Below are 19,498 nucleotides of genomic sequence, written 5' to 3'. Positions count from 1 at the left end.
AAGGATTTCTGGTAGATAGGCCCGCGTATTCTTCAGTGCGTTTCGATCGGATAGTCTTCGTCTATATTACCCCACTCAGCCCACGAACCGTCGTACAACATCACTTCTTCTACACCCAGTGAGTCCAACCCGAACGCCAGCGCTGCGGCGGTGACACCGGAGCCACAGGTCGTGATCACCGGCTTATTCAATTCAACGCCCAGCCTCTCGAATGTCGCCTTTAATGCTTGCGGTGACTTCAGGTGGCCATTTTCCGTCAGTTCGGTGAACGGTACGCTGAGGCTGCCAGGAATATGACCGCCGTGCAGACCTGGACGTGGTTCAGGCTGCTCAGCGTTGAAACGGCCCAGCGAGCGCGCATCAATGATTTGCACTGTGCCTAAAGAGTCTAGTACCTGCCTGGACGTTACCACCACCGGACGGACCAGTCTGGCATTGAAGGTGCTTGGCACACGGGCAATGTCGCCACTCTGCGTCGGGTGTCCTTCCGCTTTCCAGGCATTAAATCCACCGTCCAGCACACGAACTGTTTTGGCACCAAAGCTGGTGAGCATCCACCAGACGCGCGGTGCGGAGAATAAATCGCCTTCGTCATAAAGAATGATAGTTTGTGTGTCAGCGATACCGAGGCGGCCCATTGATGCGGAGAATTCTTCAGCGGTTGGCATCATATGCGGCAAGCCGGTGCTGCAATCTGAAATGCTGTCGACTTCAACATAAATCGCGCCAGGGATGTGCGCTTCACTGTATTTGCTGTGAAAATCTATTGGCGGAGTGATACCCGGTTTTGATTTGCGACAGTCAATGATGACGACGTCAGGCGAGTTAAGGTTTTTTGCCAGCCAGTCGGTGGAGACAATGTGTACAGAAGAGGTCATGTTCAGTGCCTTATTCAGATTGTGTAGGGTCGTGGTTAAAACTGATCCCGCAGTCAGGCCGATAAATCGTCTGGAATGAGTGAGTAAACCCAGGCGTTTTTGGGCTTTCCGCGATAATAAAGGCGGTTGCGGTGAAGACCTTCGGCTACGGCACCGGCTTTTTCAGCCACGCGGCAACTGCGGTGATTGCCTTCCATCGCGACAATCTCCAGGCGGGTCAGGGCCAGTTCGTCGAATGCAAAGCGTGCCGCCGCGTGGACAGCCAGTGGCGCCAGCGAGCGGCCAGTGAAACCGGTACGGATCCAGTAACCGATGTTGGCGAACTTATACTCCTGATTGATGCGGTTAACGCCGACTGAGCCAATCAGTTGGCCGCTGGCCCGATCAAACAGGCAAAAATTGAATTCGACGCCACGATGGCGCTTTTGCTCTGAGTCGATCAGATATTTGCGGCTGTCTTCGAGCTGATAGCGATCGTTGCACCAGCTTTCCCACGCGCCGATCTCTGCCACCGAGGCCTGGATCGCCTCTAAATGCAGTGCAGCTTCTGATTCAGTCGCGATGCGGATTTCGGTATGACTGTCCTGATACAGCTGACGAATTATCATCATAATGTCCTGATCATCTGCGTTAAACACATCTTCATTTTGATCGCCAATTCAGCCTCACACATCTGCTGGTTGGCTGTCAATTAGACCTGTTCAACCAGCATCACCAGTTTGAACTCAGCATGGCCTGCGGGGGAAAAGGTTTGCTGACGGTAGGCAATTTCACCGCGTATCGGATGTTGGAAGCGCCGCTCTCCCCCTTCACGGCCTAGCACCTCTTGTTGTGTCCACCATAGATTAAACGCTTCACTTTCATTACATAATGTCATCACCCACTGGCGGATGATATCTGAGTGGGCATAGTGTCCGGTCTCAGCGCGAAATTCAGCCACTACGCGTTTTGCCCGCTGTGACCAGTTGATCACTAAACGTGTCGCTAATGGATGCAGGAACATAAATCGTAGCAGATTAGGTTGCGGATCGACCCCCAGCCAGCCCGCAAAAAGCTGCTCCGCCGGTGAGTTCCATGCCAACACATTCCAGGCGCTGTCCAGGAGATAGCTGGGGCAGGCGAGTTGATGAACACAGTCACCCACTGCCTTATCCATGTCGTTGTCCGCCGGGCGTGCCAGCGGGTCTTTCACGCCGGCAAGGCTGAACAAGTATTCCCTGGCAGCGACTTGCATATGCAGCGCTATCGCCAGCCGGTCTAGTGTTGCGGCGGATATTGATACATCGCGCCCTTGCTCGATCCAGGTGTACCAGGTTGTGCTGATACCGCTGATTTGCGCGAGCTCCTCGCGGCGCAATCCGCTGGTACGACGACGCGGCGAGGTTGGCAACCCCACAGCCTGTGGCGGCGTTCGTTCGCGATGGGCGCGTAAAAAAGCGCCAAGGGCTTTAGGGCCATTCAGAGAGTCACTGTTGTTATTCATAGGCCTTATAACGCGTCAGAAGGGTGGTATTAATACTAGTATAATTGCTCATATTGTACCCGTATAGGGGCGTGGTTATAGTGGCTTCGCGGGCAACCCTGCCCGGCCAAAAAATAACAATATGACGGGGATAAATTATGATGAGCAAAAACAGTCACCGCCAGGCGGTAGATAAGCAATTCGGTTCTCAGGCGCAGGACTACCTGACCAGCACCGTGCATTCTCAGGGAGAGGATTTACAACAGTTGGCGATGCTGCTGCAACCCCATCCTGATGCGTTGGTGATCGATTTAGGCTGCGGCGCGGGTCATGCCAGTTTTGTCGCCGCATCGGTGGTGAACAAAGTGATCGCCTATGATTTGTCTTCGCAGATGCTCGACGTGGTGATGCAGACGGCAAAAGACAAAGGCCTGAATAATATCGAGGTGCAACAAGGTGTCGCGGAATCGCTGCCATTTGCTGCCAACAGTGCTGATGTGATCATCAGCCGCTATTCGGCACATCACTGGCATGATGTCGGTCAGGCGCTGCGCGAAGCCCGCCGCGTGCTGAAGCCGAGTGGAAAAATCATCATGATGGATGTGGCATCGCCCGGCCATCCGCTGCTGGATATTTATCTCCAAACGGTGGAGAAGCTGCGCGATACTTCGCACGTTCACAATTATGCGCCGGGTCAGTGGCTGAGTTTATTCACCGAGGCAGGGTTAGTGATAGAGACGCTGACCCGCGGACGCCTGGTACTGGAGTTCAGCAGTTGGGTGGCGAGAATGCGCACCCCGGAACACTTTGTGGGGGCGATACGTGAACTGCAAAAAGTCATGCCGGATGATGTGGTTCAGCATTTTGACATCCAGCCAGATGGCTCCTTTACTGCCGATCTGGCGATGATTGTGGCCAATAAACCCTAAAGGCGCGTCCGGGGCGCAGCGTTGAATCAATGCTGCGCCCTGTCGCCACTATTTTTTACCGAAGATCTTCTGGCCGAGCATCACCACTGCCAGCACCAGTGCGCCGACAATCAGGCCAACCACCAGATCGGTAACACCGGTGATCAGCGTGTTAACCAACCCCTGATGTCCATGATTAAGTACTTCGATCAGGCTATGCATAAACGGCAGACCGTGGCTGATAATGCTGCCACCGACCAAAAACATCGCAAATGTACCGACCACGGACAGCGTTTTCATTAACCATGGCGCAGCATTGACGATCAGCTCGCCAAATTTTCGTACCGCCTGCATAAAGCCGCTTTCGCCGTTCAATTTGCTCAGATATAAACCGGCATCGTCAATTTTGACTATCGCTGCAACCAGCCCGTATACCCCGAGGGTCATCACCACAGCAATCAATACCATGACGGTCACTTGGCTCAGAAATGGCGCGGCGGCCACGGTGCCGAGAGAAATCACGATGATCTCAGCAGAAAGAATAAAATCGGTACGCACCGCGCCTTTAATTTTCTCTTTTTCGACTTTAGCGATGTCCCCGGCGGATTTCACTTCGGGCGAGGCCTCGGGTTTTTCATGAGCTTGTTCTTTGCCATGCAATAGCTTATGTGCAACCTTCTCGAAGCCTTCGTAACATAAATAAGCGCCACCGATCATCAACAACGGTGTGATTGCCCACGATGCAAAGGCGCTGATCAACAGTGCCAGCGGCACTAAAATAGCTTTATTAATTAACGAGCCTTTAGCGACAGACCAGACGATCGGTAATTCACGATCGGCTTTCACTCCGCTGACTTGTTGCGCATTAAGAGCCAGATCGTCACCCAAAACGCTGGCGGTTTTCTTGGCCGCCACTTTGCTCATGGCGGCTACATCATCAAGAATCGATGCGATATCATCGATCAATGCCAGGAGGCTGGTTCCAGCCATAAATTAACTTCCTTCTGTGGTAAATAAAAAGAATCATAACAGTGATTGCTACTGGGCGTCGATTTGTGCAATCTACTGATTTAGCGGTAATAGCCATCTTAAACATTCATCAAAAACTTCTTAATTCCCTGCATTTTCTGACGCTGAAATTTTTACTTTCACTCTCTCCTTATTCCCGCCACAAAGATTAAACATTTTTACGGCGCATTACGTCTCCTTGCACTCGCTGGTAGATAATTATTGCAACGGAGAACATCCGCAAACTTAATTGTTTTAGAACAGAAATCAAACAGCGTTCAATACAGCAGAAGGTGCACATTATGAAAATCTTACCGATTCTAGCAGCAGCCATTATTACTACCGCGTCTTTTTCGGCTCTGGCAGCGACTCAGATAACCGCGACACAGGCTGACAGCGGTAATTACCAGCCATTGGGTGTCGTCACTGTTAGTCAGATGAGTGGGGCGCCTGGCAGTATCAAAGAACAGCTTAATGACCAAGCGGCCGAAAAAGGTGCAAGCCACTATCGTATCATTGGAATGAGCGCACCGGGCGACTCCAGCCTTGAACGTGCTAGCGTGCAACTGTATCGTTAAGCGCCGCTGCCGGGGAACCGGTACTTATTCGATTTATTGCTAATAGCCGGCTCAGTTTTCTGATGCCGGTTATTTTATTGCGTTCCCATTCACTCTCTACCCGCCTGAATCTTCAATATTTTCTTACAAAACATCTATTAATAATAAATATAACAAAACAAAATAGAGACTATTCTCATTTCAAGTAAATAATTAACTCTTATAAGGGAATAAATAAGCCTGAATAATTATTTCTTAAGAATTTTTTCATGTGATAGTGGTCTACTTCCCCAGGGGTTATAAAAAATGTTAAATGCCACAAGACTGACTATCAAAAACACCAAAGTCTCATTACAGAATCAGTTTTACTACTTGCAGAATTTTATCTCGTCACCACGTACGATGGGCACATTGATGCCATCTTCACCCTGGTTATGCCGCGCGATGCTTGGTCAGATTGACTGGGCTAACTCGCTGAAAATCGCAGAGCTTGGTTCTGCTGACGGTGTATTAACTAAACGCATTCTTGCCAACATGCGGGTGGATGCTCAACTGCAGGCTTTCGAGATTCAGTCCGGTTTTGTTCATAAATTGAATCAAATTAACGACCCGCGTTTACAGGTGATGGCGCATTCTGCTGAACATCTCGACGGCGATTTCGACGCCATTTTCTCCTGCCTGCCACTGTTGTCGATACCCACACGTATCAGCATGAAAATCTTGCAAAAAGCGCAGCAAAGATTGAAAGCCAGTGGCGGTGTGATGGTGCAGTTTCAGTATAGCCACCTGTCAGAGAAAATGTTGTCACGCTATTTTACATGGAAGAAAATCCGCGTAGTGAAGAATTTCCCTCCCGCGCTGGTGTACGTCTGTAAACCGCGCTGAAATCGCAGTTTGTTTACCTTTTATCGCGTAGACTTTGGCGAGCCATTGCACCACAGGTATTTATCAGTATCATGCCCTTAAATAAGACTATTATTAGCATCAGGGCAGTACCGAGCTAAGGCTTCACCGGCGGGCGATTGAAACCTGTTGATGAAGCTTTTTTGTTGTACTGTTTTTTTGAGACTAAGATTTTTATTGATGTTTATCAGATGATTAAGACTTTTCATTCAGCTAATAAACCAAGCATCCAAGGATTAAGGACAGCGGTAATGACTCAACCCATTTTCATGATAGGCGCCCGCGGCGCAGGTAAAACCACGGTGGGCAGTGCGCTGGCTACTGCGCTGAGCTATAAATTTGTCGATACCGATAGTCATCTGTTGCAAACATCTAAGCTCAGTGTCGCTGAAATCGTTGAGCAGGAAGGTTGGGAAGGTTTCCGCCGCCGTGAGACTGAGACACTCGAAAGCATCAGTTCAGCGCTGACCGTCGTCGCGACCGGTGGCGGTGTGGTTTTGGCTGAGCATAATCGTGATTTTATGCGCCGCGTCGGCACAGTTATTTATCTGCGCTCCCCGGCATCGACTCTGGCGCATCGTCTGCAAGCGTCACCGTTGGAAGATCAGCGGCCAACGCTGACAGGCAAACCCATCACTGAAGAGATGCTGGAAGTCCTTAATGAGCGAGAAGCCATGTATCAGGCCGCAGCGCATATCGTGGTTGATGGCGCACATGCGCCTGCCCAGGTCGTCGACGCAATTCTTGATGCGCTGAGGCTGCCCATCGCGAGATAAGCTTAATCTTGATCTAGACTGCGCGGTGAGAGAGCGGGCCTTTATGGTCCGTTTTGCTTTTCAGAGGCTTCCGACCCACGCCTTTGCAAGGCGTTGCTGCTGAGTGTCTATACTTAAACCATTAAGTGTTTATCTATTTCCCTCAGCCAAGGAGTTTTTATGCCGAGTCAGCCTCCCTATCCACGTACTGCCGATATTGTTCCGGTTAAAAAGGGTGAGCCAGGTAAAACGGAAACCTGGTACGAACTGCGAGCCGACCATCCCAAACCTGATTCGCTGATTAGCGAACACGAAACCGAGAGCGAAGCACTTGACGCCAAACGGCGCTACGAAAATCAAGACATCAGTTAATTGGACTCCCTGGCGTGGTCGATGGTGGCCGTTTCCGTTTGACTTAAGCGGTAATGACCACCCGTATCAACGCTCTGCATTGCATGAGAGAATCCTTGAGCGTAAAATAATCACTCAAGTTATCAATTTAATGCGTGCTGCGGATCTTGCCATGAAGTATCTGACCACTTTCTTATCCGACCACAAACGCCTGATGCCTGCTCTTGGTGCCCTCTCAATTGTTATTATTGAAGCCTCTGTTGCCCTCTATATTCTGCATAATCTTTGACAGATGAATTAAGCAGTATTTTATGCTGATATTCGGTGTGAAACTCTCATAATACTCGATGTAATTGCACGCACCCATGCCAAAAATAGGTGTTTTTTGATCATAAAGCCTATCTTCTCCGTGTCTTCTGTTAGACAAAAAATAAACAACTTGACCCCGACCGTTTTCAGCCTTAAATTTTACTTAATCAATCAGGAACTGAGTTCCACATATCGGAACCCTGCTTATGAGCACACTAGAAAACGCCTCTGCGGTATTACAATTGTTTTCCCGGCAGTTGAGCGGACAAAGCAATTCCGGCTTGTCATTCAGTGATGTAGTGGAACATTTAAAATTACCGAAAAGCACGGCGTCACGTTTACTCATGACCATGGAAAGCCAGGGTTTACTGGAGCGGGATCCGGATAGCCGTTCATATCATATTGGGAAGCTCATTCTGTCCGTCGCCAGTCATTATCTTTCGGCGCCGTTGGTCGATATAGCATCACCTTTTATGGCGCAGCTTGGGCAGTTAACCCAGTGCACTGGCTATATCTCAATGTTGACCGGGCGAGACATCATGGTGATGCGCATGTTCCCCGGACGCACCTACTTGCAGGTGGTAACGCCGGCGGGTAGCCTGCTTCCGGCACATGAAACCGCCATCGGGAGAGCCATCCTGGCGCGTTATACAGACGAAAACGTTATTTTGCGCTTTGGCACGGATTATCGAGTCAAGTCGTTGAATTCGCCGCAAACTTTAGAGGCTTTATTAGCCCGACTTGCACCAATCCGGGAAAGCGGCGTGTCGCATGCCTGCAATGAAACATTGCAAGGTATCAGTACATTAGCCACCAGTATTACTAATAAGCACCGTAACGAACTGCTGGGATTGTGTTTATCGTTTCCTTCGCCGCAGGAAGGTCAGGATATCCCCGCTGGAATTAAAGAGGGTCTGCTCGCCGTTACTCAGCAGCTCGCTGAAAAATTAGGTGATGAGTATTGGCAATAGACCGATACCGCACCGCGACTGTTCGCCAATGAGAGTCAATTGACTCTCAGGCGTGAAAAATAACGCATTGATTTGCGCCAACCTCAGGGGCAGTTATGTCAGCACATGATTTTCAGAATAATAAGCAAAATCCGCTCAGGGATATTGGTACGCTATTTGTCATGATTTTGCTCTCTATTTTGGGTGCAATCATCGGCGTGCAGTTGATCACTACATTGGGTGTTACGCCAAATACATCTATTATCGGTGCGCTATTTGCCATGCTGCTGGCGCGTATTCCCATGCAAGTTTTCCAGCGCTATCGCTCGATACATATTCAGAATCTGGCCCAAACAGTGATCTCCTCTGCCACCTTTGGCGCTGCCAATAGTTTGCTGATGCCGATTGCTATTCCTTATGTGATGGGGCAGCCGCAACTGATTTTACCGATGTTTATCGGTGTTTCCGTCGCTATGTTGCTCGATGCCTATCTGCTTTACCGTTTGTTCGATACCAAAGTGTTCCCAGCCAGCAATGCGTGGCCACCGGGTGTTGCCGCAGCTGAAGCCATTAAAGCCGGTGATAAGGGCGGACGTCAGGCCTGGTTACTGGTGGTCGGTGTGGTGATTGGGCTGGGTGGTGCGATGCTCAAAATCCCGATGGCGGCCTTTGGTACAGCGTTCATCGGTAATATTTGGGCATTAAGTATGTTTGGTATCGGCCTGTTGATCCGCGCCTATGCGCAGCCGATTGCCGGTTTAGATCTCAGTGCGATGTATATTCCGCACGGGATGATGGTGGGCGCTGGGCTGGTTTCGCTCATTCAGGTCATTCAGGTGGTGCGGGCGAAAAACGCCGATGCCAAAGTCAATTACAGCCAACCTGCTAGCGAGGCGCGTAAAGCACTTGGGTTGGGGGCCGTGGGGTATATTGTTATCGCCGCGTTGCTGGCACTGGCGACGGGTTTGTACAGTGAAATGTCGATCGGCATGTTGGTCGCCTTCATTGCGTACGCTGCTTTTGCCGCCTTCTTCCATGAACTGATTGTTGGCATCGCCGCGATGCACTCGGGCTGGTTCCCGGCTTTCGCCGTGGCGTTAATCACACTGATCGTCGGTATCTTGATTGGCTTCCCGCCGCTGGCACTTTGTGTGCTCACGGGCTTTACTGCTGCGACGGGCCCGGCCTTTGCTGATATGGGCTTTGATCTGAAAGCCGGATTTATCCTGCGCGGTTATGGTAAAGATTTTCAGGCAGAGCTTATCGGGCGACGTATCCAGCTGTTTGCTGCGCTGATCGCCTTTGTGATCGCTATCCCGGTGGTATGGTTCGCGCACATCGGTTATTTCGCTCAGGATCTGGTCCCGCCGGTTGCCCGCGTGTATGCCAAAACTATCCAGGCGGGTGCCCAGCCGGGCATCGCATATAGCCTGATGATCTGGGCCATTCCGGGGGCGCTTATCCAGCTCATCGGTGGGCCGAAGCGCCAATTGGGCGTTCTGCTGGCGACCGGCCTGTTGATCAATAGCGTCATGGCCGGTTGGGCCGTAATCACCGGTATTGTACTGCGCATTATCATCATTCGTATTTGGGGTGAGAGAGGTCGTACGCCCATGGAGATTCTGGCCGCTGGCTTTATTGCCGGTGACGCGCTGTACAGCTTCTTTAACTCGATTTTCAGTTCCAAAACCAAGTAATACTGCGTCAACACCAGGGCTTTTATAGCCATAAGTAAAAAATAGACTGATCATTCATGCTCTTCTGTAATGAAAAGCTGAAATGAAAAGCTGAGCCTACCTCGCGGCAGTTTTGGTTGGTGCGCTCCCTGAGTGCCTGCCGCGATGTTTTAAGAGGAAAACATAATGAGTTTGCAACAGACGTTGATCGTGTTCGACGTGATCGACAGTGCTTACGTCAGCGGTCAGGAAGTCGTGGACTTATTTGCTGGCTATCCCGATGTCACCGCCACAACCCATCGAGCCGAGGGCCCGAAAGGCGGTACTGATTTTGTTCGTATCACCGTTCCAGGCAGCCAAGGGAAACGTGGTGGCGGTAATGCCCCGACGCTCGGTATTATTGGCCGTCTGGGTGGGATTGGTGCGCGTCCTACGCGTATCGGCGTCGTTTCCGATGCCGATGGTGCTATTGCAGCGGTCACCAGCGCACTCAAGCTGGCTGATATGCAACGTAAAGGCGATGTTCTTGACGGTGATGTAATTATCACGACTCACATCTGCCCCAGTGCGCCAACTCGACCGCATGATCCGGTTGATTTTATGGACTCGCCTATCGACGATGTCACCATGAATGAGAATGAAGTGGTTGAAGGCGTAGACGCGATTTTGTCTATTGATACCACCAAAGGTAACCGCATCATCAATCACAAAGGTTTCGCCATCTCGCCGACGGTAAAAGAGGGTTATATCCTGCGGGTCTCCGAAGACCTGCTGCGCATCATGGAGATGACCACCGGCAAACCCGCGGTAACCTTCCCAATCACCACGCAGGACATTACGCCTTATGGTAATGGCGTTCACCATCTGAACAGCATTCTGCAACCCTCCACGGCCACTGACGTACCTGTTGTGGGGGTCGCTATCACCGCCGAATCAGTGGTGCCTGGCTGTGGAACGGGGGCAAGCCATGAAGTTGACATCGCGCTGGTGGCAAAATTTGCTGTCGAAGTGGCGAAAGAGTTTGGGCGCGGCACCTGTAAGTTTTTTGATGCCGACGAATATCAATTGTTGTTGTCGCTGTACGGAAGCTTGCGCCACCTGCAAAGCCGGAAATGATCACTATGATGACATCCTTTGCGACCTTAACCATCGGTCAGGCTCCACGCTGCGACATTATGCCGTTGTTGTTGGAATATCTTCCCGAAGAATCGGTGACCCACATTGGCCTACTCGACGGCATGACGTTGCAGCAAATTGAGCAGCGTTATTCACCCGGAGTGGATGAACCTCGGTTGGTGTCGCGCTTGCTGGACGGAACGCAGGTAACCCTGGGTTCGCGCAGTGTAGAACAGGGTTTGCAAGAGAAGATCGACTGGCTGGAAGCCCTGGGTTGCGAAACGATTCTGCTGTTGTGCACCGGCGTTTTTCATAGCCTGCAGGCTAAAAACGCCATGTTACTTGAGCCGGACCGCATTATTCCTCCACTGATCGGCGCCATCGTTGGCACACATCAGGTCGGTATTGTGGTGCCTGTGGAGTCACAGATAGCGGAGCAGGCCATTAAGTGGTCGAGGCTGCCGAAAGCGCCTTGTTTTGCCGTTGCCAGCCCTTACATGGCCGATGAGGAAAAACTGACTGAGGCAGCGTTGGCATTGGAAGGGAAGGGCGCGCAGGTCGTGGTGCTCGACTGCATCGGCTACCATCGTCAGCACAGGGATTTGCTGCAAAGCAAACTGGGTATTCCGGTTTTGCTCTCTAACGTGCTGGTGGCAAAATTGGCCGCAGAACTGATTGTCTGAGGTTGTTGTGGCAAGATCTAAAAAGGCCTGAATCTCAGGCCTTTTTGCTGCGTACAGCCTGCGGATGAAAAAGTGCCATCGCAACTGTCCAGAATGGCACCGCCACCCGATAAAATCAAATCAGTATCTTGCCTTTGTGGCATGCTTTGGGTGTCGCCCAAAAACCAACAATAATCAGTGACAGCACCCCTTTTCTGCCCCTAATATGGAGTTTCTGAAACTTATCGCCAAGGGCCAATCTATGTTGAAAAATAATGAGTATTTTGCAGGAAAGGTAAAGTCGATTGGTTTTGACAGCGACAGCGCAGGTTGTCCTGCCAGCGTCGGTGTGATGGAAAAGGGAGAGTACACCTTCAGTACCGATAAACCTGAAGAGATGACCGTTTTACTGGGTTCTCTGAAGGTGTTAATACCGGGTTCGCCAGACTGGCAGGTGTTTATGCCGGGTGAAAAATTCTATGTGCCGGGACAAAGCGAGTTCAACTTGCAAGTGGTTGAAGCGACGGCTTACCTGTGCAAATACCTGACGAAATAATGTATTACCGCTGGCTTGTAGCAATATAAATGATGAAAGGACGCCGAGGCGTCCTTTCATCATTTATCGTACTCGCTGAAGCAGCGTTGCAATATTAACGCTGTGCTTCACCGCCCAGTGCTTCCACCAGATTTTTGATCAGGGCGGCAATCTCACCGGTCATCAGAATGAAGTCTGCATCGAAACGCTGCGCGAAGTCATCCCTGTCGATATCGTCATTTTGTTCGCGGAGCACATCGCTAAATTTCAGGCGCTTAATGCTGCCGTCATCGGCCAGCACGACGGCGATACGTTCCTGCCAGTCGACGGCCAGTTTAGTCACCAGCTTACCGTTTTCGATATGTGTGGCGATTTCGTCACTGACCAGTGCTTGTTTCTTGCAGCGGATCACGCCACCTTCTTCGAGAATGGCTTTCAGCTCAGCTTCATCCTGCAAGGTAAAACCGGCCGGTGTTACGCCAGAACGCACCCATTCAGTCAGCGTCAGTTCAATCGGGCTTTCCATCGTCAGCGGAACGACAGGCAGCGAACCCAGGCTTTTGCGCAGTAATGCCAGCATGTCTTCGGCTTTTTTGGCGCTGGCAGCATCGACCATGATCAAATCGTTAACGGTGTCGATCCACATATAAGTCTGGCTGAAACGGCTGAATGCGCGGGGCATCAATGTATGCAAAACTTCATCTTTCAGCGAATCTTTTTCGGTCTTTTTCAGTTTACGATGCTGTTCGCCTTCGATCTGGTCGATTTTAGTCTGCAACTCCTGCTTAATAACCGGAGAAGGCAGAATCTTCTGTTCCTGACGAACGCACAGCAAGATCTGGCCATTATGTGAGTGCGTTAGCGCGTCACCGCCGTGAGAACCCATTGGCGAGACCCAACCGGTCTTCGCCATGTCCTGACTACCGCAAGGCGTAAAAGTGAAGGCGCTTAACTGCTTTTCCATCTCGTCAGCAGACAAAGAGACTTCACGGCTCAAACGGTAGACCAACAAATTTTTAAACCATAACATGATGTTATCCCTGTCCGTGCGTACGCGTGGTACGCTGATTTATCGAATGCAGGGCGGCATGATACCGAATTGAACGACGTGCGTCGTTAGGAAATCTTCCCGCAGACTCGCCGTTGGGCCCTACATTCATTAACCTGAACACTCGGAACCACAGACATAAAACAAGAGAGGCGCCTGTGCGAATTGGCATTGATTTAGGTGGAACAAAAATTGAAGTGATCGCGTTGTCGGATGAAGGCCATGAGCTGTTCCGCAAGCGGGTAAACACCCCACGCAACGATTACGAAAAGACCCTGAAAGCCATTGAAGGGCTGGTGCTGGATGCCGAAAAAGCCACTGGCCATCGCGGCAGCGTGGGGCTGGGGATCCCCGGTACGCTTTCTCCGTTTACCGGTAAGGTGAAAAATTCGAACTCGGTGTGGCTGAACGGCCAGCAATTAGACGAGGATCTCGCCACACTGCTGGGCCGCGAAGTTCGCATTGCCAACGATGCTAACTGCCTCGCAGTATCCGAAGCAACCGATGGCTCAGGCGCAGGAAGAAAAACGGTGTTTGCGGTGATCATTGGTACCGGCTGTGGCTCCGGTATTGCTTTTGAGGCGAAAGCCCATGCTGGGGGAAACGGTAATGCCGGAGAGTGGGGCCATAATCCACTGCCCTGGGCTGACGAAGACGAAATCCGTTTTGCACAAGAAGTTCCCTGTTATTGCGGTAAGTCTGGCTGTGTGGAGACCTTCTGCTCCGGTACCGGTTTTGAGGAGGATTATTTTCGTCTCTCAACCCAACGCCGAAAAGGCGCGGAAATCGTGATACTGGCCGATGAGGGCGATCCCGTCGCCGAGCTGGCGCTTGGCCGCTATGAGCGTCGTTTAGCGAAGGCATTGGCAAACGTGGTGAATATTCTCGATCCCGATGTGATTGTCTTCGGCGGTGGTATGAGCAACGTCGACCGCCTTTATCAGACAGTCCCGTTGTTGTTGAAACAGTGGGTATTCGGCGGTGAATGCGAAACGCCCATCCTCAAAGCAACCCACGGCGACTCCAGCGGTGTACGCGGTGCTGCGTGGTTATGGCCGCAAGGTCGGTTTTCCCTTTAATTTGTCCTTTTTTCCTCTCTTCTCATAAAAAGCGGTCTGCGTGAGGGTTCACACAGACCGTTGTTGTTACTCGCCTTCCAGCATTAAATCTTTTGGTGCATTACCGCGTTGCACTTTAGTGGCCATGAAGTAGAGATAACCGCAGGCCATAAACAGCACGAATACGCCGGCAATCACCAGGTTGAACCACACCATTGCCACCAGACACACTGCCGCTAAAATCAGCGCGATGGCAGGCACCACCGGGTAGCCTGGAGCGCGGAAGCTGCGCTCCATTTCTGGCGCAATCTTACGTAACCGAAACAGGCTCAGCATGCTCATTAAGTACATGACGATGGCACCAAATACCGCCATGGTGATCATCGCAGCCGTCAGCGACATGCCTTGCAAATTGATTAAACCGTCGCTGAAAATTGCCGCAATACCAATGACACCACCCATTAGAATCGCACGGTGTGGCGTCTGATAACGTGATAATTTCGCCAGACCGGCTGGCAGATAACCGGCGCGCGCCAGCGCAAAGAACTGACGTGAGTAACCCAGAATAATACCGTGGAAGCTGGCAACCAGGCCGAACAGACCAATCCACACCAGCATGTGCATCCAGCCGGAATTCTCACCGACCACCATCTTCATCGCTTGTGGCAGCGGATCATTGATATTGGAGAGCTTACTCCAGTCGCCGGCACCTCCCGCCATCACCATCACGCCGAGGGCTAACACCACCAGCGTCAGAATACCGCTGATATAGGCTTTAGGAATGGTGCGTTTGGGATCCTTGGCCTCTTCGGCGGCCATCGCTGCGCCCTCAATAGCCAGGAAAAACCAGATAGCAAAGGGAATGGCGGCAAAAATGCCAGAGAACGCCGACATACCGAAATGATCACCACCGGCCCAGCCATTGAGAACAAAATTACTCACGCTGAACCCTGGCGCGACCACGCCCATAAACACCAGCAGTTCAAGAACCGCCAGCACGGTGACCACCAGTTCAAACACGGCCGCCAGCTTGACGCCTAAAATGTTTAGCCCCATAAACACGACATAGGCACCGACTGCGGCGGCTTTCGGATTAAGGTCAGGAAATTGCACATTCAGATAAGCCCCGATCGCCAGAGCAATAGCGGGAGGCGCAAACACAAATTCAATCAGCGTTGCCATCCCGGCAATTAACCCGCCGGTTTCCCCGAAGGCGCGGCGACTATAGGCAAAAGGTCCGCCAGCGTGAGGAATGGCGGTTGTCAGCTCGGTAAAACTGAAAATAAAGCAGGTGTACATGGTCGCGACCAGCAAGGTGGTGACCAGAAACCCCAGAGTCCCTGCTACGCCCCAGCCGTAGCTCCAGCCAAAATATTCACCGGAAATCACCAGCCCGACGGCAATCGCCCATAAATGTAGCGTGCCGAGCGTCGGTTTAAGTTGTGATGTCATCATGCTCTCCTGAAACCAGATAAAAGGGAATGTCAGAACATTTTGCTTAAGACGTTTTCCAGCGCGCTGACCAGAATCTGGCTGTGTTCTGCGGTGAACACTAGCGGCGGGCGAATTTTCAAAATATTAGCGTGAGGGCCAGACGCACCGATCAATACACCTTCCTCACGTAGTGCATTGACCACCGCCAGTGCAGTGATGGAGTCCGGTGCACCATCAGCGGTCATAAAATCAACACTGACAAACAGCCCGGCACCACGCACGCTGCCAATCGCCGGGAAGCGTTCTGCCAGGGCGCTGATGCCCTCAAGAATGGCTTTCCCTGCGCGGCCAACGCTTGGAATGAGGTTCTCCTGTTCAATCACTTCCAGCACCGCCAGCCCGACGGCGGATGACACCGTGTTGCCTCCGAATGTGTTGAAATAACTCGACTCATTGCCGAAACGCTCAAGGATATGCGGCTGAATGGTAATGCCGGCCATTGGATGACCGTTGCCCATTGGCTTACCCAGCGACACGATGTCCGGCAGCACACCGTGTCGCTGGAATCCCCACCAATGTTCACCGGAGCGGCCATAACCCGGTTGTACTTCGTCGGCGATGTATAACGCGCCGGCGTCATGCACCACATCGATAGCTTCTTGCAAGAAACCTGCCGGATCGAAGAAACCTCCATCGCTGGTGAAAAACGTATCAATCATTAGCGCCGCCGGCTTAATACCGTGGCGTCGCATATCGGCCAGTGCGGCGCGGATATCATTGGCAAATTTCTTGCCTACTTGCGCCGGATCCGCCGGATGGTGAATCGGGGCTGGAATGACCCGTGCATCCCCGTTGACTTTGACATAAGGCCCCATGGATGCGGATAAGCCTGCAATGGCTTTGGTCATACCGTGATAACTGAATTCCGTCACGATAACGCCGGTACCGCCGGTAAAATCTTCAGCAATACGCAGCGCCAGATCGTTGGCTTCGCTGCCAGTGCAGGTGAACATCACCTGGCTTAATTCAGCAGGCATGGTACTGAGCAACTTCTCGGCGAAGTTCAGCACATTTTCATGCAGATAACGGGTATGGGTATTGAGGGTTGAAGCCTGACGCACCAGCGCTTCCAACACGTGTGGGTGGCAATGCCCCACTGACGGCACGTTGTTGTAAACATCCAGATAACGGCGGCCTTCAGCGTCGTAAACCCAGACGCCTTCACCACGTACCAGATGCACTGGGTTCTTATAAAACAGCTGATAGGCCGGGCCGAGCAGGCGGCGGCGACGTTCGATCATCGCTACACTTTCAGCCGGAATATTACCGCTGGTAGCAGCATCAAAAGCATTGGTTTTCAACATGGTCATCATCTCCTGGCGGGCTGTGTTGTGGTCTTCATTACCGGACGGTCCGGCGCTGAACGTTTTTTGATAATGCGCCCGGTTCGGTGGCAAAACTTGACACCAACACCCTGATCGCCGTGCTCTGCGGTCAAGTTCTCATGTTCGTCGACCCGAGCGTGTCCTGCTGTCAACATTTGCTACTTTCGGGTCAAGCGCTAAATGTGGGCGGCTTTCATTCTGGAGGCTCATTGAAGTGAGCCATCACCACCTGCCGGAGTGAAACCCATGAATGCCAAACAGTCTGATACCCTCGACCAAGCCAGCCTGAATAAGCTTGCCAGCGAAGCATTGCAGCGCTACCCAGCGGCCTTTCACGGCCAGATCTCGTTGTTATGCCGTTCTGAAAACGCCACCTTTATGGTGCGTGGCGCCGATGGTTTGCGCTTTGCGCTACGGATCCACCGCGGGGATTACCATCAACGTGATGAAATAGAGAGTGAGCTGGCGTGGCTGGATGCGCTGCGCGATACCGGTATCGTGGTGCCCGAACCCTTGACGGGGATGGATGGCCAGCGCGTGCAAACGTTACCTGTCAGCGCCACAGAAAACCGCAACGTAGTGATGTTTCACTGGATTGACGGCAACATGCCAACAACTGATGTTGACCCGCGCGCTTTTGCGCAACTGGGAGAAGTTACCGCGCGTTTACATCAGCACAGCCAGCGTTGGGTACCTCCTGCCAGTTTTCGCCGCATTGTCTGGGATCATGACACTATGGTTGGTTCGCAAGGTCACTGGGGCCGCTGGCAGGATGCGCCAGGCATCAGTGAGCGGGACTTTCCGTTGATTGAGGAAACGCTGACGCAGATCCGCCGTGTGTTACATGACTACGGCAAGAGTGCTCAACGTTATGGCTTGATTCATGCAGATTTACGTCTGACTAATTTACTGCTGCATGAAGGTGAAACGCGGGTGATCGACTTTGATGACTGCGGGATGGGGTGGTATATGCACGACGCAGCGGCGGCAATCAGCTTTGTTGAGCATCATCCCCGTGCGGCAGAGTGGGTCGAGCACTGGCTACGTGGTTATCAGACCCTCTGTCCGCTGAGCGAGTCCGATCTGGCCGTGATCCCAACAATGATCGTCCAGCGTCGCATTCAACTCCTGGCCTGGCGTGGCTCACATGCCACGACCGAAATGGCGCAAAGTTTGGGAGATCACTGGGAAGCTGAAAGCCTGCGTCTGTGCCGCGATTATCTGGCGACAGTGCGCGCCGGGCAGGTGCTGGCCTGAGGCAGAGTGCACGTATTTCGTGCGTAACGGGCTGTCGTAAGGTTCTGTGCCGTACTAAGTGGCTGTCATTATTCGGTTTATCATTTTTTCAACGCTGGTATGAAAATTGCAGAAACCTTTCACCTGTTTGTGTGATGGAGTGAAAGAGCATGCACACTGAACCTTTACTTCAGTCGCCCATTGGGCTTCAACCTGGCCTGAGACGGGCGCTGGATCAGCAGGGCACCTCTAATCGTGGTGTCCTGGCTGCCGCCGCCTCAGGGTTGAGCGAATTTATTATTTCTAAAGGGGCAGATGTCGACCGCGTGCTGGGCATTTGCCGTATCGATCCCGAATTATTGCAACAGCCGACGCTAAGTCTCGGGTTGACTAATTATTGTCAGGTATTAGAGGAAGCTGCTGTTCAGTCGGGCTGTGATAATTTCGGTTTACACTACGGCAAGCAGTTCAAACCGCAGTCATTAGGCTTGATTGGCTATATTGGGCTGTGCTCAACCACGGTAGAAGCGGCGATTCAGAATGTCGTGAATGCCTTTCCTTTCCATCAGCACAACACGCTGACCCGTCTGGTTGATAAAGGCGATCATTACCGCTTCGACTATCAGGTCCGTCACGGCAGTATTTTGTGCAAGCGGCAGGACGCCGAACTGACGCTGGGCATGATCCTCAACTTATTACGTCACGGGTTGGGCAAAAGCTGGACACCGCGCGAAGTGCATTTTGAACATCCGCGCCCGCAGCAGTGGCACGAGCACTGCAAAGCCTTTGATGCGCCCGTCTACTTTGACCAGCCGTACAACTCGTTGCTGATCCCCAAACGTGATTTACAGCGCACCATGCCTGAACGTGACCAGACGCTGTTACTGGTGATGCAGGACGCTATCCGCCGCCTGAATGCTGATGCCCCGGCACAACAATCAGTGGTGGACAACGCCCGTTCGCGGGTGCGGCAGGCGTTGTTGCGCGGGGAACCGGCGCTGGATGAGGTGGCCGATAAAATGGGCATGTCACCGAGTTCGTTACAACGCCGCCTACGTGAACATAGCCTGACGTTCACTCAACTGGTGGATAAAATTCGTTGCGAACTGGCGACCCACTACCTGCAACAGCAGCAATTGCCGATTTCTGAAATGGCGTTGCTGCTAGGGTATTCCGAAGTTAGCGCTTTTTCACGCGCTTTCCGCCGCTGGTTCGGTGTCAGCCCGCGTCAATGGCGGCAGACAGGGTTGGCGGCCGGTCATTAGAC

At 52.0% G+C, this 19,498-nt stretch carries 20 protein-coding genes; 13 read left to right on the top strand and 7 right to left on the bottom strand.

Annotation, left to right across the window (positions count from 1 at the left end):
• Positions 1 to 32 precede the first annotated feature (32 nt).
• From sseA to IEV89_RS15270, 3 genes are all read right to left on the bottom strand, one after another.
• Positions 33 to 878 carry a 3-mercaptopyruvate sulfurtransferase gene (gene sseA / locus IEV89_RS15280; protein ID WP_188474384.1) on the bottom strand — a complete coding sequence of 282 codons (846 nt, stop codon included), beginning with the start codon at positions 876 to 878 and terminating at the stop codon, positions 33 to 35.
• 53 nt (positions 879 to 931) lie between these two features.
• The gene (locus IEV89_RS15275) at positions 932 to 1,489 is read right to left on the bottom strand and encodes a GNAT family N-acetyltransferase (protein ID WP_229746489.1); all 558 of its coding nucleotides are present in this window, start codon (positions 1,487 to 1,489) and stop codon (positions 932 to 934) included.
• An 80-nt stretch (positions 1,490 to 1,569) separates the two neighbouring features.
• Entirely contained in the window at positions 1,570 to 2,361 is a 792-nt protein-coding gene (locus IEV89_RS15270; protein WP_188474383.1) for a helix-turn-helix transcriptional regulator, read from the bottom strand.
• A 137-nt stretch (positions 2,362 to 2,498) separates the two neighbouring features.
• On the opposite strand from IEV89_RS15270, the gene IEV89_RS15265 reads away from it, so the two are divergent.
• Positions 2,499 to 3,269: a class I SAM-dependent methyltransferase gene (locus tag IEV89_RS15265; protein WP_188474382.1), complete on the top strand. Its 771-nt coding sequence runs from the start codon at positions 2,499 to 2,501 to the stop codon at positions 3,267 to 3,269.
• 48 nt (positions 3,270 to 3,317) lie between these two features.
• Here IEV89_RS15265 and IEV89_RS15260 read toward each other — a convergent pair whose 3' ends face one another.
• Complete coding sequence (locus IEV89_RS15260) at positions 3,318 to 4,238, bottom strand: DUF808 domain-containing protein (RefSeq protein ID WP_188474381.1); 921 nt, start codon at positions 4,236 to 4,238, stop codon at positions 3,318 to 3,320.
• 320 nt (positions 4,239 to 4,558) lie between these two features.
• Between IEV89_RS15260 and IEV89_RS15255 the strand changes: the two genes are divergently transcribed.
• The 9 genes from IEV89_RS15255 to ppnP all read left to right on the top strand — a co-directional run bounded on the left by IEV89_RS15255 (position 4,559) and on the right by ppnP (position 12,091).
• Positions 4,559 to 4,834, top strand: coding sequence for a YdgH/BhsA/McbA family protein (locus IEV89_RS15255; protein WP_188474380.1), 276 nt, complete (start codon positions 4,559 to 4,561; stop codon positions 4,832 to 4,834).
• A gap of 285 nt (positions 4,835 to 5,119) precedes the next feature.
• Positions 5,120 to 5,698: a class I SAM-dependent methyltransferase gene (locus tag IEV89_RS15250; RefSeq protein ID WP_188474379.1), complete on the top strand. Its 579-nt coding sequence runs from the start codon at positions 5,120 to 5,122 to the stop codon at positions 5,696 to 5,698.
• Positions 5,699 to 5,967: 269 nt separating this feature from the next.
• Positions 5,968 to 6,492, top strand: coding sequence for a shikimate kinase AroL (aroL, locus tag IEV89_RS15245; RefSeq protein WP_188474378.1), 525 nt, complete (start codon positions 5,968 to 5,970; stop codon positions 6,490 to 6,492).
• Positions 6,493 to 6,651: 159 nt separating this feature from the next.
• Positions 6,652 to 6,843, top strand: a complete 192-nt coding sequence (locus IEV89_RS15240; RefSeq protein ID WP_188474377.1) for a YaiA family protein — start codon at positions 6,652 to 6,654, stop codon at positions 6,841 to 6,843.
• A gap of 494 nt (positions 6,844 to 7,337) precedes the next feature.
• Positions 7,338 to 8,102: an IclR family transcriptional regulator gene (locus tag IEV89_RS15235; protein WP_188474376.1), complete on the top strand. Its 765-nt coding sequence runs from the start codon at positions 7,338 to 7,340 to the stop codon at positions 8,100 to 8,102.
• Positions 8,103 to 8,197: 95 nt separating this feature from the next.
• The gene (locus IEV89_RS15230; RefSeq protein ID WP_188474375.1) at positions 8,198 to 9,778 is read left to right on the top strand and encodes an OPT/YSL family transporter; all 1,581 of its coding nucleotides are present in this window, start codon (positions 8,198 to 8,200) and stop codon (positions 9,776 to 9,778) included.
• A 165-nt stretch (positions 9,779 to 9,943) separates the two neighbouring features.
• Complete coding sequence (locus IEV89_RS15225) at positions 9,944 to 10,873, top strand: DUF1177 domain-containing protein (RefSeq protein ID WP_188474374.1); 930 nt, start codon at positions 9,944 to 9,946, stop codon at positions 10,871 to 10,873.
• Between the two features lie 5 nt (positions 10,874 to 10,878).
• Complete coding sequence (locus IEV89_RS15220; RefSeq protein ID WP_188474373.1) at positions 10,879 to 11,556, top strand: AroM family protein; 678 nt, start codon at positions 10,879 to 10,881, stop codon at positions 11,554 to 11,556.
• A gap of 241 nt (positions 11,557 to 11,797) precedes the next feature.
• Complete coding sequence (gene ppnP / locus IEV89_RS15215) at positions 11,798 to 12,091, top strand: pyrimidine/purine nucleoside phosphorylase (RefSeq protein ID WP_188474372.1); 294 nt, start codon at positions 11,798 to 11,800, stop codon at positions 12,089 to 12,091.
• Between the two features lie 94 nt (positions 12,092 to 12,185).
• On the opposite strand, the gene rdgC is transcribed toward ppnP, so the two are convergent.
• Positions 12,186 to 13,100, bottom strand: coding sequence for a recombination-associated protein RdgC (gene rdgC / locus IEV89_RS15210; RefSeq protein WP_188474371.1), 915 nt, complete (start codon positions 13,098 to 13,100; stop codon positions 12,186 to 12,188).
• 176 nt (positions 13,101 to 13,276) lie between these two features.
• On the opposite strand from rdgC, the gene mak reads away from it, so the two are divergent.
• Positions 13,277 to 14,197: a fructokinase gene (mak, locus tag IEV89_RS15205; protein ID WP_188474370.1), complete on the top strand. Its 921-nt coding sequence runs from the start codon at positions 13,277 to 13,279 to the stop codon at positions 14,195 to 14,197.
• Between the two features lie 66 nt (positions 14,198 to 14,263).
• Here the strand turns inward: mak and eat are convergent, their stop codons facing one another.
• Both eat and IEV89_RS15195 read right to left on the bottom strand, forming a co-directional pair.
• Complete coding sequence (gene eat, locus IEV89_RS15200; protein ID WP_188474478.1) at positions 14,264 to 15,628, bottom strand: ethanolamine permease; 1,365 nt, start codon at positions 15,626 to 15,628, stop codon at positions 14,264 to 14,266.
• Between the two features lie 32 nt (positions 15,629 to 15,660).
• Positions 15,661 to 16,974, bottom strand: a complete 1,314-nt coding sequence (locus IEV89_RS15195; protein ID WP_188474369.1) for an aspartate aminotransferase family protein — start codon at positions 16,972 to 16,974, stop codon at positions 15,661 to 15,663.
• 267 nt (positions 16,975 to 17,241) lie between these two features.
• On the opposite strand from IEV89_RS15195, the gene IEV89_RS15190 reads away from it, so the two are divergent.
• Together IEV89_RS15190 and qhpR are read left to right on the top strand one after the other, a co-directional pair.
• Positions 17,242 to 18,252 (top strand): phosphotransferase enzyme family protein, encoded by a 1,011-nt coding sequence (locus tag IEV89_RS15190; protein ID WP_188474368.1) that lies wholly within the window; start codon positions 17,242 to 17,244, stop codon positions 18,250 to 18,252.
• Between the two features lie 149 nt (positions 18,253 to 18,401).
• The gene (gene qhpR / locus IEV89_RS15185) at positions 18,402 to 19,496 is read left to right on the top strand and encodes an AraC-like transcriptional regulator QhpR (RefSeq protein WP_188474367.1); all 1,095 of its coding nucleotides are present in this window, start codon (positions 18,402 to 18,404) and stop codon (positions 19,494 to 19,496) included.
• Positions 19,497 to 19,498: the final 2 nt, after the last annotated feature.

It is taken from the genome of Hafnia psychrotolerans, assembly GCF_014639435.1.
GTDB classification, from domain to species: domain Bacteria; phylum Pseudomonadota; class Gammaproteobacteria; order Enterobacterales; family Enterobacteriaceae; genus Ewingella; species Ewingella psychrotolerans.
Note: the sequence above shows the minus strand (reverse complement) of the source record. Positions and strands in the feature narration are given on the sequence as shown.